Source organism: Dactylosporangium darangshiense, from assembly GCF_039537565.1.
Lineage (GTDB): Bacteria > Actinomycetota > Actinomycetes > Mycobacteriales > Micromonosporaceae > Dactylosporangium > Dactylosporangium darangshiense.
On the sequence record NZ_BAABAT010000073.1, the window covers coordinates 1 to 14,530 of the forward strand.

Genomic DNA, 14,530 nt, shown 5'->3' on the forward strand with positions numbered 1-14,530 from the left:
GGGGATCAGCTCCAGCAGCAGGCGGTGGATCCGGCTGACCGTCTGGGTGCGGGCTCGGCCGAGTTCGTCGCGGCGGTCGACCAGCAGTCGCAGCGCGACCGTGGCGTCGTCCGCGGCCACTGCGCGCCGGCCGGGGCTCGGATTCGTGCGTGAAGGGACGTTGCGCGAAGACTGCGTCGTGAACGGCGAGGTCTCGAACTCGTGGATGTACGGGCTGATCAGGCGGGAGTGGCGGCCGTCGTCCGAGGCGGTTCCCGCCCGCTGAGTCCTCCTCGCTCGCGAGACGGCCCCGCCTCCGGCTGCTTCGTTCCGCTGAGTTGATGGGGCCGACGCAGGGCACTCGCATGCCCCTGACGGTGCGCGACGGACGGCTGGTGCTCCTCATGGACGGTCACTGGCTCGGCGAGATCTCGGCGTCCTGTCCTGCCGAAAGTAGTGCACTGTTGTGACCCAGCGATCGTTCATGCGGTCACGTTGAAGATCGCAGATCGTGGCCAGTTCGCCGAGCGCTCGCCCTACGCGCACAGTAGAGCAATATAGGAGTTCGAGGAGTAGCCGCTCTTATGTCGAGTCATTTCATGACGACGGTGCAGGATGAGTTCGGGGTAGTCGCCACGGAGTCTGACGCGGGGCTCGAGTCCCGATCGGGTGCTGGCGTCCGTGCCGTGCGCACGATCGACGGCCGGACCGCGTACCTCAAGGTCACACCCGCCACGCTAGGTCCGCAGGCACTGGCAGCTGCCCGGCGGGAACTGTGCTTCTACCAGGACATCGCGCCGGTCGCCCCGGTGCGCACACCGAGGCTTCTCGACTGCGTGGATGCCGAGGACGAGCCGTGTTGCTCGAGGCCGCAGGCGAACCCCTGGAGGCTGCGGCGTGGACTGCGGGCATGTGGGCGGACCTCGGTCGGGAGCTGGCCACCCTACACAGCATGCCGCTACCGACTGATGCGGACTGGAACCGACCCGATGCGCTACAAAAGGCTCTCGCCGACCCCGACCTCGAAGAGATCTACGCCTTCTGGGCCCCCACCCTCCCGCAGCTCGCCGACCTCGTCTCCCAACGCGTCGAGCTGGAGAATCAAATCAGGGCACTGCCGCCGGTCTTCACCCACGGTGACTGCCACACAGACAACATCGTGCACGCTGCTGACTCATTGGTGTTCTGCGACTGGCAGGCGGCCGGCATCGGTCGGCCCGGATCCGACCTGGCCTTCCTCAGCGTCCGCGTCACACCCGCCGGCGTGACCGTCCCCCCGGCACTGGTCGATGCCTACCTGCACAATCGGCCGTGTGAGCGCCATACGCTGCAGCGTGCGCTGCTTGCAGAAGAGCTCGCCATCCTCGTCTTCCTGTGGCCGCCCTTCGCCGCGTGCAACAGCCCGTCGGGAATCGCCCGCGTCCGCAGCAGAGCACGCAGACTCACGGGGTGGTGGTTCGAAACACCAGCTGACGAACAAGCTCACTGGAACGTTGACGAGATCTGACACCGCGAGCCATCCACATCAGCCTGCTGCGGCAGGATGACTCTGGTCGCGGCTGGCGGGTCAGCACTCTTCTCATCTGGCCTTCGAGGTCTTGCGGCAGACCGTGCGCCCGCTGGTCGTGAGGAGGCTGGGCTACCTGAAGGCTTGGAGGGCATGACCCGCCTCCATGCGCTGATCGCTCAGCACCTGTCAGCCGACTACGACGACCTCGATACAGCGGGTCACTGTCACACGAGCAGCGCCTCGAGCTGCGGAAGTCGGCCGAAAATGTCGGGGAGGCCGCGCACGCCGTTGCGCACGGACTCGTGCGACAGCGCGAGGTCAGGGCCGGTGCTCGCCTCGACACCGGCGAGGCAGCGCAGGATGTTCCACCTCGTGAACCCCAGCCAGCCGCCGATCATGAACACGAACCAGCTTGGACCCGACGGCGGCAGCGCTCCGCCCCCTGCGACGTACCCGTCGAGGACCGAGCGGAAGATGGTGGGCTCGATGTCGTCGAAGCCAGGTCCCTTCGCGAGGCTCAGTGCCGTCGAGCCGAGCTCACTGGACAGGTCGAGCATCCCCGAAAGCTCCCAGTCGAGCACCACCGGCCGACCGTCTCGAGCGAGCAGATTCCACGGTTGGATGTCCTTATGGGTCAGCACGACGGGGCCCGGCCGTTCGCAGGTGTCGACGAAGTGCGCAATCGCGAGGAACGTCTCGACGTTGGAGGCGAGCTCGTCGGCCCACGGCTGTCGGGTCGCCGCCGCCCGCTCGGCGAGCTCGGGCCAGTCCCGCGGCGTCGGGTCCTCGATCGACACGTGGGTCCACTCGACGTCGAGCGCGTGGATGCGCGCGAGAATCTCACCGATCTCGAACGCGTACGCCTCCGACACCGGCGCTTCGGGCACCTTCTCTCCCTCGACCCATCGGTGGACGAGCGTGTCTTGGCTGGCCGAGATCGGCTCTGGCATCGGGATGCCGGCGGCGAAGGCCGCCCGCTCCAACCTGAACACGTCCTCGACGTGGTAGGTCCAGCGGCGGTCGACGAGGTTCAACTCCTTCACCGCGAACGACCCCTGGTCGGTGTCGAGCCGGTACATGCGGTTGGCGAACCCGCCGTGGACGCGGATCATCGGCCCGATCGGCGCGCCGAGATGCGAAAGGTCGGAAGGCACGTCGTCGTCCGCGGTCACTCCACGCATTTTAGGGCTCGCATTTCGTCAATGCACCGAATTTCCCTGGGACCACCGAGGCCGTCAAGGTCACCATGGACGACAAGCTGATCGACGCGTGCGGCCTGACGCGTCCGGCGACACCGGGTCCTGTGCACCCCGGCCCGACCAGAAATGACGCACTTCTCAAAGAGGATGACCTTCCCGTGATCGCAGCCCGGTCAGGCGCCGGTGTAGGCGAACGCCGCCCAGTAGCGGGGATCCGCGTAGGGGTACTCGGCGTCGTCGCGCGGGCCGACGCCGGGTAGGAGCGCTTCCAGGTCGGCCCAGGTCGCGCCGCGCAGCCACCGCTGGGCGCGGCCGAGGGCAACGGCCGGCTCGGTGCCCTCGCGGCGCCAGTGCCGGTAGAAGGCCGCCATCAGGTAGGTGGTGGCGAGGTCGTCGACCGCCCACGCGCTCGCGATCACGCCCGCGAAACCGATCTGGATGAGCGCCGACGGCAGCCCGACCATCTCGTTGGGCAGTGCCGAGCCGATGATGTTGGTCTGGCACGCGGACAGCACCGCCAGCCGTCGCCGGCCCGGCCGCAGGGCGCGGCGAAGCTCCTGCAGGGTGATGTGGCGGTCGGCGAAGTACAGCCGAGTGTCCAGGATGGACCCGGGCTCCGCCGCGCCGTGGCAGGCGAGGTGCCACACGCTGTGCCGGTCGGCCGCCGCGCGGAACTCCGCCCATGTGCAGGCGTGCAGCGGCCGCGCTGGCGAGCCGGTCCAGAGCCGCGTGACCTCGGCCGTCTCGCGCGCCACGTGGTGCAGGTAGCCGCCGGGGCCCGCGCCGTGCCCGCCGGGCACGTCGACGGCGAGCAGCGTGTCGTCCCGGCCGGCCAGCTCCCGTGTCACGGCCCGGCAGCGGCCCAGGGCGCGCGCGTTCGGCACATACCGTACCGCCGGAAAGGGCACGACCACGTGGATCGGGAGCAAGCTGAGCAGCCCGACCGGGACCAGGGTGACGATGCGGCCCCCGGCGCCCGGAACGAGGTTCTTGAGCCCGTCCTCGAACAGCTTCCGCAACGCGACCGCCATCGGATCCGTCGGCCGCGACCGGCCCGGGACGATCTCCCGCATCCGCGCGATGCCGGTCGACGGCTGCTGCGCGGGCAGGACGTCGCCGACGAGCGCGGCGACGGTGGCCCGGTCGAGCCTCGGCAGGTTGATGTACTGCGGGTCGTGCCGGGCGGCGACGATGAGCGCGTATCCGCCGGCCTTTGCGGCGGCGAGGTACACGATCGCCCCATCGCCCGTCTCGGCGGTGATGTCCTCGTAGCGCGCTCCGTTGTCCGGCGGGTCCCCTTCGGAGACCGCGGCGAGGGCCTCGGTCAGGCCGACGGCACGGCCAGTCTCGAGCGCGAGCGCCGCCTCCCGGTGCCGCCCGGTGCGGGCCAGCCAGTAGCCGGCCTCCTCGGCGTACTCCTGGGCGGCTGCGAGCACCCGATCCCTCGCGCCGGCGCCGGAGCGCACCGCGGCGTCGCGGGCCGTCAGCGCGACAAGATGCTGATACGCCTCGGCGGCGAAGTCGGCGACGCCGGTGCCGACGGCCCATTCGGCCCACGCCACGGCGACTCGGGCTTTTCCTGCGGTACCCGAGGATGCCCCGACGGCCCCCCACCACGCCCGGTGCCGTTGCTGTGCCGTGCCTCGGCCGGTGAGCGCGTCGCGCGAGCATTCCGGACGAGCCGATCCACCAGCTGCCGGCCCGGCGCCACACCTCGGGCACGGCGCGGCGATACGCCTCCCAGGCGGCGTCCGCCGCCGGGCGGTCCTTGCGAAAACGCGCATCCTTGTACGCCCAGAGCTGCTGCTCCAGCCGGAAGTTCTCCCGCAGCGGCGAGTTCGGATCGTTCAGCCGATGCCGGATCCAGTACCCCCGGGCCTCGTGCGCCCACGGCTCCTCGAAGGCGGCGTCGGCCGGCCGGCCGCACTCACGGCACGGGTGCGGCCACGACCGCGGCGCAGGCGCGTCGCTGATCGAGCAGCCGTGGTTGCACTCCCAGCCCCGGGCCCTGGCGCCGGGCGGGGCGAGGTAGCCGTAGGAGGTGCGCGGCAGCCGTCGGCTCATGCCGTCCTCTGACGGACCGGTCCGTCAGAGGACGGCATGAGATTGTTCCGCGGTACTCGTCGGCCGCGATTCCCCGCCGACATCGCAAGCTGGCTGGAGAACTTCGGGCGGTACACGCTCGACATCCACCACAGCGGCGTCGACGGCATGGCCGTCGTGACGCGCTTCGACGCCTTGCGCGACTACGCGACCACCGACCCCGACGGGTTCCTGGTTGAGCTGCGGACCGTGGTCGCGGGCGACGACGGCGGCTTCGCCACGTTCGGCGCCGCCTGCCTCGTCTGGCAGATGCTCGACGACTGCCTGGAAATGCCCGCGGCGCTGCCGCTGATCGACGCCGGCCTCGACTTCAAGCTCGAGCGCGGCCTGCCGCCCGGGATGTTCAACGCCAACGAGATGCTGCGCCTCGCCCAACGTCGTGGGCAGCAGGGCTAGTTCCGCCGTCCGCCATCGTCAAGAAAGGGAAGTACCGTGGAAGGCTTCTTCTGTTTTGTCCTGGTCGCCGGCATCGTGGGCGTCCTCGTGTGGCAGTTCATCGAGACGCGCAAGGCCCTCGAGACGACGACGGTCCAGACCGCCTCCAGTCCCGCCCAGGTGGCCCAGATCGTCCGCGAGGCGTTCACGGGCCCCATCGCGCTGCTGTGGACCACTACGTCAGGCCCGGGCTCCATCAACATGCGCCGGCGCGGCGTCCGGGGCGGTATCACCATGTCCATCGACATCGAGCCGCGCCCGGGCGGCGGCTCCCAGGTGGAGATGTGGGCGTCGGAGACGGTCGTCTACCTCGGCGTCCTGGTCAATTTCGCCGGCGTGGTCAACCGACGCAAGAACGCGATCGAACGCCGGCTGACGAGTCCCGAGCTCAGTCCGCGTGCCCAGTAGGCATGGCGGCGGCGCCGCATAATGACGATGGCTTCGCAATCGCGCGGCCGGCGGTCAGGAGGCATCCATGATCGGTCCATCGTTCGTCGAGGACCGGCTTGTCCAGGCGCTACGCGACCTGCTGGCCGGGCACCCGATCGAGGCGCCGCCGATCATGGCGGACGAGCCGTACCGCGATGCGACGCGGCAGCTTGTCCAGCTGCTGACCCGGCCGCGGGACGAAGACGGGGACGGCTGGGTGCAGGCGGCCGGCGAGGCGGTCGAGGAGTGCGAACGGCTCGAATGGGTCGTCGGCGTCTGTGTGGGCATGGTGCTGCGTGGGCTGCCCTCGCTGGAGCGTGCCGAAGACCGCGTGCGCAACCGGCCGGAGGCGTTGCGGCGCGAAGCCACCGGCTGGCGGATGCTCAGCCGGGTCACACTGTCCGGGTCGGGCTCGTCACTGTTCTCCATGGCGCCGTTGTTCGCATTCGCCGAGGCGGAGCGGCTGGACGAGGAGGCCGGGGTCGTCGACGGCATCGACCTGTGTGCCGAGGCACCGGCCATCGAGGACCTGGTCGACGCTGCGTCGATGCTGCGGGTCGAGGAGGCGACCGCCCGCGCCGCCGGGCCGCTGTTGGAAGCGCTCGCCGAAGACGTGACCCGGGCGCTGCGCGCTGATCGATGGGACGAGGTGGCCGCCGGGCGCGCCCGATATTGGCAACGGTGGCACCAGTTCGCCCACACGGTGCCGATACCGCGCACGGAGGCTCTGGCCACGCGGCCATACCTCGCGACCTGCCGGCTGCTGGGCCAGAACGTCGGCCTCATGCATCACCGCGCCGGCATCACGTCGGGCGCGCTCATGCTGGAGAACTTCACCGAACACGGAGTCATGCGGACGTTCGAGTCCTCGGCGGGGCTCGGTGCGTCGCTCGAGCAGGTTGTCGCGGATCTGCTGCCGTTGCGGTTCCAGTTGTGGGGACCGCGCCTGCAGCAGTTCCACGAGGGATACCTCGAGGGATACGAGGACGACGGGGAGGCCGGGTACGTCGCGCTGGCAACCATGGACCGGATCGCTCAGGCCACGCGGGGCGACCCGGATCCGGAGGGCAAGTTCCCCGCCCGGCACCTGCAGCTGCCGCACTTCGTCATCCGCGCGACGGGCCACGTCCTGCGGACCGACGGTTCGCGACGCCCGCAGTTCGCGGAGCGGCTCGAAGCGCTTGCCGACGTGGAACCCCGCGATCGGATCGAGCAGGCGACGGCCGTGCTGGTCGAGGCCGCCGATGTCGACGAGAACGCGGCCGGTTGGGCGGCCGGCACGGTCTGCAACGCCGCCGTCGAGTTGGTCGACGCCGGGGATGCCGACCTCGCCCTGTCGATGCTCGAATGGTGCTTGCACGCGGCCGAGGACCTCGCGCCCGACCTTGTGCGGATGATGCGTGGGCTGGTCTGGATGCTGCGCGGCCAGCAGGACCCCGACACCGCAACGCAGGCCCTGCGCCGTGCCGCGACCTGGTTCCAGCGCGACGGGCAATGGGCCTGGGCCCGGAACAGTTTGCGGGAGGCGCTACGGGCCGCCGCCGAACCGCAGACCCGCGGCGAGGTGCTGGTCGAGCTGCTGCGCGCCTACATTGACGAGACGCTGGACACCAACGACGGCGGGCCGGCCGCGGAGGCCGCCGGCTTCGAGATCGACGACGAGGGGTTGCCTGAGCCGTTGCGCCGGCGGATCGAGGCGCACGTCCTGGCCGCCCGGTCGATGATTACCGCGGAACGGGACGAGCGGCACGGGCTCGCCCGGCGGGCGCTCGACCTCGTCGCGGACGCACCGGACGGCGACGGCTTCCGCGCGCTGGTCACCGACATGGTGCCGCCGTGGGAGCAGCGGGGGCCGGGCGAACGCGACCGGCTCGCGGCGCTGGTGCCGGTCGCGACGATGGACGCGCTGTACGGCCAGGACGAAGAGGCCGCGCTGGACCGGCTGCGGGCGGACCTCGACGCGATGACGGCGGCCGGCGCACCCGCGCAGGACTGGGTCACCGTGGCCGGCCGGCTGGCCCTCGTCGCGACGAACGCCGCCGACATGCTGCCGCACCGCAAGGGCGAGATCGCGGCGATGGTCCACGAGCTGACCGAGCGGTACCGCGCGCTGCTGCCCCCGGCAGGCGACAGCGACCCGGCGCTCGAACACGCGCTCAACAACGTCGGCTGGGCCGCCGCAAGCCTGCACGGACACCTGCCGGACCACGCGGCCGAGGACATGCTCGACGCCGGGATCGACCTCCTCGAGCGGGCGGTCGCGGCCAGGCCCGCCGACCAGGCGCCGACCGGGTTCTCCGCGGCGGCGAACAACCTCGCGATGGGCTACCGCGACCGGGCCCGCCGCCTCGACGGCGACGCTCGTATCGAGCAGCTGCGCCAGGCTCGGGAGCTGATGACGCGCGTCCTGGCCGTCGACGAGCGGCTGGCCGGCGACGGCGCCCCGCGCGGGACGCTCGGGATCGACCTCGATCACCTCAACCTCGGCCTGATCTGTGTGGACCTGGCCGAGGCCACCTACGAGGCGACGTGGATCCACCGCAAGTCCATGGACTCGGCCCGGTGGTACCGCCGCGCCGCGCAGCACTTCACCCAGTCCCGTCAGGAGGCGGAGGCGGCCGGCGCGCCCGCGCGCGCCGGCACCGCGGCCTCGATGGTGGCGCACGTGGCGACGGCGGTCTGCGGCTGGTACCTGCGGGAGCGCAGCGCCGCCGACGGCGACCTGCAGCGGGCGATGTACGACTGGACCTGCACCGTCGCCGGCGCCACCCATACATCGACCGCCGACTTCATCCACCTGTGCGCCGGCACCTCCATCGCCGCGGCCGCCGACGCCACGGCCGCCGGCAACGGCCGCAACCCGAGCCTGATGCTGGAATGCGCCCGCATGCTGCTCAATCTGTGGAACCTCGCGGAGCGGCGCGCCGGCCTGCCACCGGCGATCGCGCGGGACGCCCGGATGACCGCGCTGGAAAGCCTGCAGCAGATGGTCGATGCCGGGCTGGACCGCAACTACCCGGGCCTGACCGACGGACTGGCGGATCTGCTGGCGCTGCTGCAGGCCGCCCTGTGGGTCGACCTGCACGACCTGACCGGCGAGCCGCGGTACCTGTCCGGAGCGCACGAACGCTACCGGGCGCTGACCGGCAGCACGGACGCCGTGGTCCGCGCGCTCGCCCGGCCTCGGGCGCGGTGGCTGGACGCGGCCGTCTCCGCGGGGCAGACGGTGTGCGGCCTGTCGCTGCGCACCGGCCCGGACGGGCTCGCGCTGCGCATCTCGGCCCAGGCCCGCGACGTGCGGCTCGGCGGTCTTGTCGCCGACACCGTCGAGGCCGGCGTGATACCCACCGCGGACCTGCGCGACCTCGCCCGCTTCGCCTCCGGGCACCTACGCCCGATGATGGACTGGGACCCGCTGCCGACCGCGACGGCCCGAGCCCGCGTCGCCGGGCACCAGGACGGCACGCCGTTCGAGCTCGTCGCCGCCGCCCTGCCGGTGCCGACGTGGGACACGTGGATGCTGCAGTTGACCACCCAGGGACCCGAACCGCTGCGGCTGACGCCGGACCTGCCGTACCTCGGCGCGTTCGACACCACCGCCGGCCGGTTGGACCCGGCAACGTCGGCGGCGGCCGCCGACCACACGCGGGTGCTGCTGTTCGGCCGGCCCGGGCTGACCCTGCACGTCCTGCTGCCCGCGGACCTGCTCGACGGCGGCGACGAACGGCTGCGGGTGCACGGGCCCCCGGACCGGCCGGTGCTCGAGGTGGCAGCCCGGGAGGTCTTCCTGCTGCTGCAGGCCACGCCGCGGATCTCGGCGGCGCAGGTCGCCTTCCTCGTCAAGACCGGTGACCCGGTCGCCGGCGCGGTCTGCGCCGGGTCGTTTCTCGCCGATGCACCGGACCCCGGCATGCCCGCGACCGCCCTGCAGACCTTCGCACCACTGTTTCCATTCCAGGCGCGGGTTCCGACTGAGGCGCTGGACACCCTGGGCAGCCTGCCGGTCACGGTGCTGGTGATGGTCGGCCTCCCGGACGACCTCGACCATCTCGACGATCTCCTCAGCTCCCTGGTCGACCCGCGCCGGGAGCTCCTCCTCATCGTCGACCCCGACGAGTATCCGGTCGCTTGCGCCGCCGCCGAGTGGCTACGCGCACGGATCCAGTCCCGCATGAGCGCATGGCTACTGGAGAGCGCCGCCTCATTCGGCACCTACCACGAGGCGCTCAGCGGCGTCCAAGTGATCTGCGCCGACCGAGCGTCCGCCCCGGCCGCGGCACAGATGCTGCTCGACCTCGCCGCCCTGCGGCGGGTGAACCCCGACGACATCCCGGAACTCGTCGACGGCCGGCCGGTCTTCGTCAGCACCAAGGGCAACCCGACAGGCAACCGGCGGCTCCGGACACTGTTCCGGGAGCCGGCCGGGTTCGGTGAACTGCTGGACCGCTACCGGGACCTGTCCGACCACCCGCCGCGGCTCGTGCTCGGCGATGCCGTCTCGCCGGTGCGGCGGCAGCTGATGACCCTCACGCTCCCGCGCCGGCCCGTGCTCCTGCTCCTCCCCGGTGATCCGGCGCTCGTGGCGGCCATCCCGCTGGCCCGGCACCTCGGTGCAATCCTGCTGTTCGCCTCCGACGACGGCGTCCAGGCGTGCACACAGCTGGCCCCGCCGGTCGTGTACGCCACCGCGCCGGCCGCGGCCCGCCTGCCGGCCGGCGCGTGGACCGTGCACGAGCTGCCGGCCGACCCGGCCGATCTGGCCGCTGCCTTTCACGCCATCGCCGCACGGGCGCATGCAGATCTCCTCGCCGAACTGCCGTCGCGGCATCCGGAACTGCTGGCAAACCGCGGACTGCTCGCGGAGATGGCCCCGTCCGGCTACACCATGCTCGTCACCGACTCGCCCGAGGAGCGGCCGTGGGCGCTCCTCGCGGCGAACTATGCGGCCGCGCTCAATGCACCGGTACTCCTCGTCGACGGCGAGCTGCCGCGCCGCGACCCGCGCCTCGCCGCCGCGGCCGGGCTGCTCGACGCGGCCCGTTGGACGGCACGCGCCGACCCCGGCCGGGACCTCGCCACCGAGGACGAGCCGTCCCCGCCGGCACCGGTACCCATCGGGCTGGACGTGCTCGGCGCGGCCGGCGCGCGGCTGAGCGAGATGGCCCCCGCCTACCTGGGCTTCATGTCCTCGCGGGCGGACTTCCCGATCGAGCTCGTCGGTGATCCGCCGATCGCCACCCGCTACGCCGTCGGCCGGCTCGCCGGCCCGGACCTCGACTCCACCGCGTTGCTCGTGCTCCGGGCGGCACTCGCCGAGGACGTGCCACGGCCGCCGCGGATCGGCGCCGTCGTCGCCGACGCCGGCCTGGCTGTGCGGTCCCGGCCACTGCCCGGCGCTCGCGCCGAGGCCGGGGCGGTCCACGCGCGGCTCGACCAGCAGGCCGACGTCGCCACCACGTTCCTACAAGGCGAGGGCGACCTGTTCGACTTCATCGCCGGCCTGCCGGCCGCGGGCCTCGTGCACTTCGCCGGCCACGGCCGCTACGACGAGGCCCGCCCGGAACGGTCCGGCCTCGTCTTTGACAGCGGCATCCTCACCCCGCTCGGCCTGCCCCCGCTCGACGGCAGCCCCATCGTCTTCGGCAACGCCTGCCAGAGCGGGCTGCTCAACGGCGGCGGCCCGGCCGCTGCCGCGTGGACCGGCCTGGCCGCGAGCTTCCTGCTCAGCGGCGCCGCGAACTACCTGGGCAGTCTGTGGCCCATCTACGACGACAGCTCGCGCGCACTGGCCGAGGAGTTCTACGAGCTGCTGTGCGCCGGCGTGCCGGTGGGCGAGGCCCTGCGCCGGGCACGCTTGGCGATCCACGCCGCCGGTGATCCGACCTGGGCGGCGTTCGTGCTGTTCGGCTGCCCGCGCATCCGCGTCCGGCCGATGCGAACGGAGTGAGCGGCGTGCGGATCGAATGCGACGTGACGTACGAGGCCGGATCAGGCCGGCTCATCGGCGGCGACTTCCTCCGCTCCGTGGGGAGTGGCTGGGCCCGGTCGTTCCTGATGCCTGCCGGGCACGCCACCAGGCTGTGGAACGCCCTGCAGCGGCTGGACGACGCCTACCGCCGCGACAACGAGCTGCCCGCAGGAGCGCCGGGGCCGTACCCGGGCACCCTCGCGGTCATCACCCCCGGGGGCCTGCCCGGCGCGATCGACGGGCGCCCGCAGCTTGTCCCGCTCGAGCTCGCGTTCGGCGCGACGCAGCTGCGGGACGCACCGCCCGAATACCGTGACCCCGCCCAGCTGGTCTGCGCGGTCACCGGCCCCGACACGCTCGCCGACCGCGGGCCGGCCGGTTCGGCCGAGCGCCGTGCCCTTGCCACCAACCTGTTCGGCGCGCTCACGAGCGTCCACCGCCGCCTGTACGCGGCGCTGACCCGGCCGACCGGCTCCTCGGTCGACCGCTCGACCGTGTCGCCCGCCGGGCACTTGCACGACGTCTACTTCCTCACGCTGCCCGGTGACCGGCCCGGCGTCGAGCTGCGTCGCGGCCAGCGTCAGGACGTGACCCGGGCGCTGCGCCTGCTCCTGGACGCCGGCAGCACCCGAGACGACCTGCACGAGGCGGCGGCCGCCTACTGCGGTATCCGGCCGATCCCGGCGGACATCGTCGCCCTCGCCGACCGGGCCGTCGCCGGCCCGCCGGAAGCGGTCGCGGATCTGGCCGAGGCGATGCTGACCACCGGGTGGTGAGCGGCGCAGCCAATCATGCGTCACGCACGGTGCGCAACGTCACGAGCGTCGTGGTCCACTCGGGTACGTCGACCGCTTCGTCGCCCGCGTCCCGGTGCACCGCGCGGTTGGCGAGGCGGTCCAGCACTGTGCGCGGCCCGCGCCGGCGATCGCCGCCGCGGTACCCCACCGTGCCACCGAGAGTCGGCAGCTCGTACGCGTCCGCGGCGAACCGCTGCTCGGCGGCGATCAGCTTCAACCAGTCGTGCACCTCGGTCCCACCGGCCTCGAGGCGCTCCTTCGGGATCGACACGTCGATCGGCCGGCCCTCGAAGGCGACCACCGTCGTGCGGGCGGGAATGAGCGCGCCGGGAAACAGCCGGCTGTGGCAGCGAAACCGATCGGTCAGATCCAGCAGCGAGCAGTACAGGTCGCGGGCGCTGTCGTTGCGGAGGTACACGTAGATGTACGGGTGACGCAGGCCGGTCGGCGTGTGCTGGTACCGCAGAAGGATCCGCCCGTCGTCCGCCGGGACGATCGGCGGCAGCTCCCCGGCCCTCGGTGCCGGCTCGCCGGGCCGCGCGGCCACCACCTCGATGCTCAGCGATCCGGCGAGCACCGACACCGGGTTGTCGAGGCGCTTGATGAGGTGCCAGCGGGCGAGATGCTCCAGCTGCCGCCGAACGAGACGCGCACCGTCCGATGTGGACTGCACCGGCTCGGCCAGCGGGGTGGCGTCGGCGCGGGCGACGGTCAGCCGGCCGGCCTCGGCCAGCACCACGAACCGGTCCCCCGCCGTACCCGGGTCGCCCGTGCCCTCTTCGACGTGCGGCGACCCGACGAGCGCGGCCCGCACCAGCGCCACGCCGCCCGGGTCACCGCGCAGATCGACGCTTGCCGGCGGCAACGGCACGTCGGTCACCGCCACCGGATACCGCACGCCGCTGTCCGGCTGCCACCCGTCCGCAATCGTCACTCGAGACCTGGCCGGCTCCACCTCGACCACGCGCGCCGAACCGAGCGGCGGCGCGGCATCGGGCAGCGCTGAATCCGCCCGCCGTGGTGGCAGTACAGCGACCACCGTGGTCTCGGCGCCCTGCGGCGGCTGGATGCCGTGCACACTGCCGGCGTCGATCCACCAGGCGCCCCGGACGTGTTCGAGCGTGACCTGGGAGCGCGGCAGCCGGACAGCGCCGCCGAACACCGGCTCGTCCAGGTCTCCGGGCTCGGCGGCATACCCCACGGGGTGCTGGTCGAACACCCGATCACGCACCGCCGCGGTGGCGGCGCCCAGCAGCTCGCGGTAGGTGGCGGCGGGCCCGAGATCGGCCAGCGCGCGCAGCAGCATGGCCGAGAAGATCCCGTGGCGCCGGGCGCCGATCGGCATCTCGACGGCGAGCTGGCCGGATTCGCAGGCCGCCAGCGACACATGACGCGGAGCCGCCACGGCGGCGTCGGTGCCGCCGGCCTCGATCATGGCCCGGCCCACCCCGGGCAGGTAGGCATCCAGGGCACGGGGACGCTCGGCGGGTGGGGCAAACCGAGCCCGGACGTCGGCCGGTAGCGTGCCCGGATCGCGCGTACCACCGCCGGAATGACAACAGTCCAGCACGACGAGCACATGGGCCCCACCGGCGGCGACCCCGCCGATCAGCTCACTGAGCTCCTTGTCCGCGAGGTCCGGCACGCCAGGGCGACGGCTGTCGTAGCACACGATGGTCTGGTTGTGGCCGGTCGGCTCCAGGCGCCAGTACCGTTCCTCGACCGGCTCCTGCGATCCGTGCCCGGAGTAGTAGAACACGACCACGTCGCCCGCGCCCGCCCCGGACAGGTGGCCGGTGAACCCGTCGATGACCCGCTGCCGGGTGGCCTCGCCGTCGAACAGCGTCACGACGTGCAGACGCTCCTCGGGCACCCGTCCGACCAGGAACTCCGCAAAGCCGCGGATATCGTTGACGCAGCCGTTGAGCCCAGGGAGCCGCCCGCCGTAGTCGTCGATCCCGACGAGCAGAGCGTGGACGTCACCGACCATCGGCGCTCACCCTGGCCCGTTGTCGTCGGACGCCACCTCCAGCCTCGCCGGTGCGCAACTGCACCGGCCCGGCGTCGTCCTCGACCCACGGATAGATGGGCAGCAACTGGTACACCGGGA

General features: G+C 72.2%; 8 protein-coding genes. 5 read left to right on the forward strand and 3 right to left on the reverse strand.

Annotated elements, in window-relative coordinates; genetic code table 11:
• The first annotated feature begins 835 nt into the window (after nucleotides 1-835).
• Nucleotides 836-1,486: a phosphotransferase family protein gene (locus tag ABD901_RS54380; protein ID WP_345143168.1), complete on the forward strand. Its 651-nt coding sequence runs from the start codon at nucleotides 836-838 to the stop codon at nucleotides 1,484-1,486.
• Nucleotides 1,487-1,713: 227 nt separating this feature from the next.
• Here ABD901_RS54380 and ABD901_RS54385 read toward each other — a convergent pair whose 3' ends face one another.
• Both ABD901_RS54385 and ABD901_RS54390 read right to left on the reverse strand, forming a co-directional pair.
• Complete coding sequence (locus ABD901_RS54385) at nucleotides 1,714-2,661, reverse strand: phosphotransferase family protein (protein WP_345143171.1); 948 nt, start codon at nucleotides 2,659-2,661, stop codon at nucleotides 1,714-1,716.
• Nucleotides 2,662-2,861: 200 nt separating this feature from the next.
• Nucleotides 2,862-4,250 (reverse strand): CHAT domain-containing protein, encoded by a 1,389-nt coding sequence (locus tag ABD901_RS54390; protein WP_345143176.1) that lies wholly within the window; start codon nucleotides 4,248-4,250, stop codon nucleotides 2,862-2,864.
• A 538-nt stretch (nucleotides 4,251-4,788) separates the two neighbouring features.
• On the opposite strand from ABD901_RS54390, the gene ABD901_RS54395 reads away from it, so the two are divergent.
• The 4 genes from ABD901_RS54395 (at nucleotide 4,789) to ABD901_RS54410 (ending at nucleotide 12,399) form a co-directional block, all read left to right on the forward strand.
• Nucleotides 4,789-5,187, forward strand: coding sequence for a hypothetical protein (locus tag ABD901_RS54395; RefSeq protein WP_345143179.1), 399 nt, complete (start codon nucleotides 4,789-4,791; stop codon nucleotides 5,185-5,187).
• 36 nt (nucleotides 5,188-5,223) lie between these two features.
• Entirely contained in the window at nucleotides 5,224-5,634 is a 411-nt protein-coding gene (locus ABD901_RS54400) for a hypothetical protein (RefSeq protein WP_345143182.1), read from the forward strand.
• Nucleotides 5,635-5,701: 67 nt separating this feature from the next.
• Nucleotides 5,702-11,602 carry a CHAT domain-containing protein gene (locus ABD901_RS54405; RefSeq protein ID WP_345143185.1) on the forward strand — a complete coding sequence of 1,967 codons (5,901 nt, stop codon included), beginning with the start codon at nucleotides 5,702-5,704 and terminating at the stop codon, nucleotides 11,600-11,602.
• Between the two features lie 5 nt (nucleotides 11,603-11,607).
• Nucleotides 11,608-12,399 (forward strand): hypothetical protein, encoded by a 792-nt coding sequence (locus ABD901_RS54410; RefSeq protein WP_345143188.1) that lies wholly within the window; start codon nucleotides 11,608-11,610, stop codon nucleotides 12,397-12,399.
• A gap of 13 nt (nucleotides 12,400-12,412) precedes the next feature.
• Here the strand turns inward: ABD901_RS54410 and ABD901_RS54415 are convergent, their stop codons facing one another.
• A complete protein-coding gene (locus ABD901_RS54415) occupies nucleotides 12,413-14,410 on the reverse strand; it encodes a caspase family protein (RefSeq protein ID WP_345143191.1) in 1,998 nt (665 codons plus the stop codon).
• Between the last annotated feature and the right edge of the window lie 120 nt (nucleotides 14,411-14,530).

What these genes read in the sequence shown, in the direction of transcription:
- ABD901_RS54395 (WP_345143179.1), top strand. Translation starts at nt 4,789, where the DNA reads ATGAGATTGTTCCGCGGTACTCGTCGGCCGCGATTCCCCGCCGACATC.
- ABD901_RS54405 (WP_345143185.1), top strand. Translation starts at nt 5,702, where the DNA reads ATGATCGGTCCATCGTTCGTCGAGGACCGGCTTGTCCAGGCGCTACGC.
- ABD901_RS54415 (WP_345143191.1), bottom strand. Translation starts at nt 14,410, where the DNA reads ATGGTCGGTGACGTCCACGCTCTGCTCGTCGGGATCGACGACTACGGC.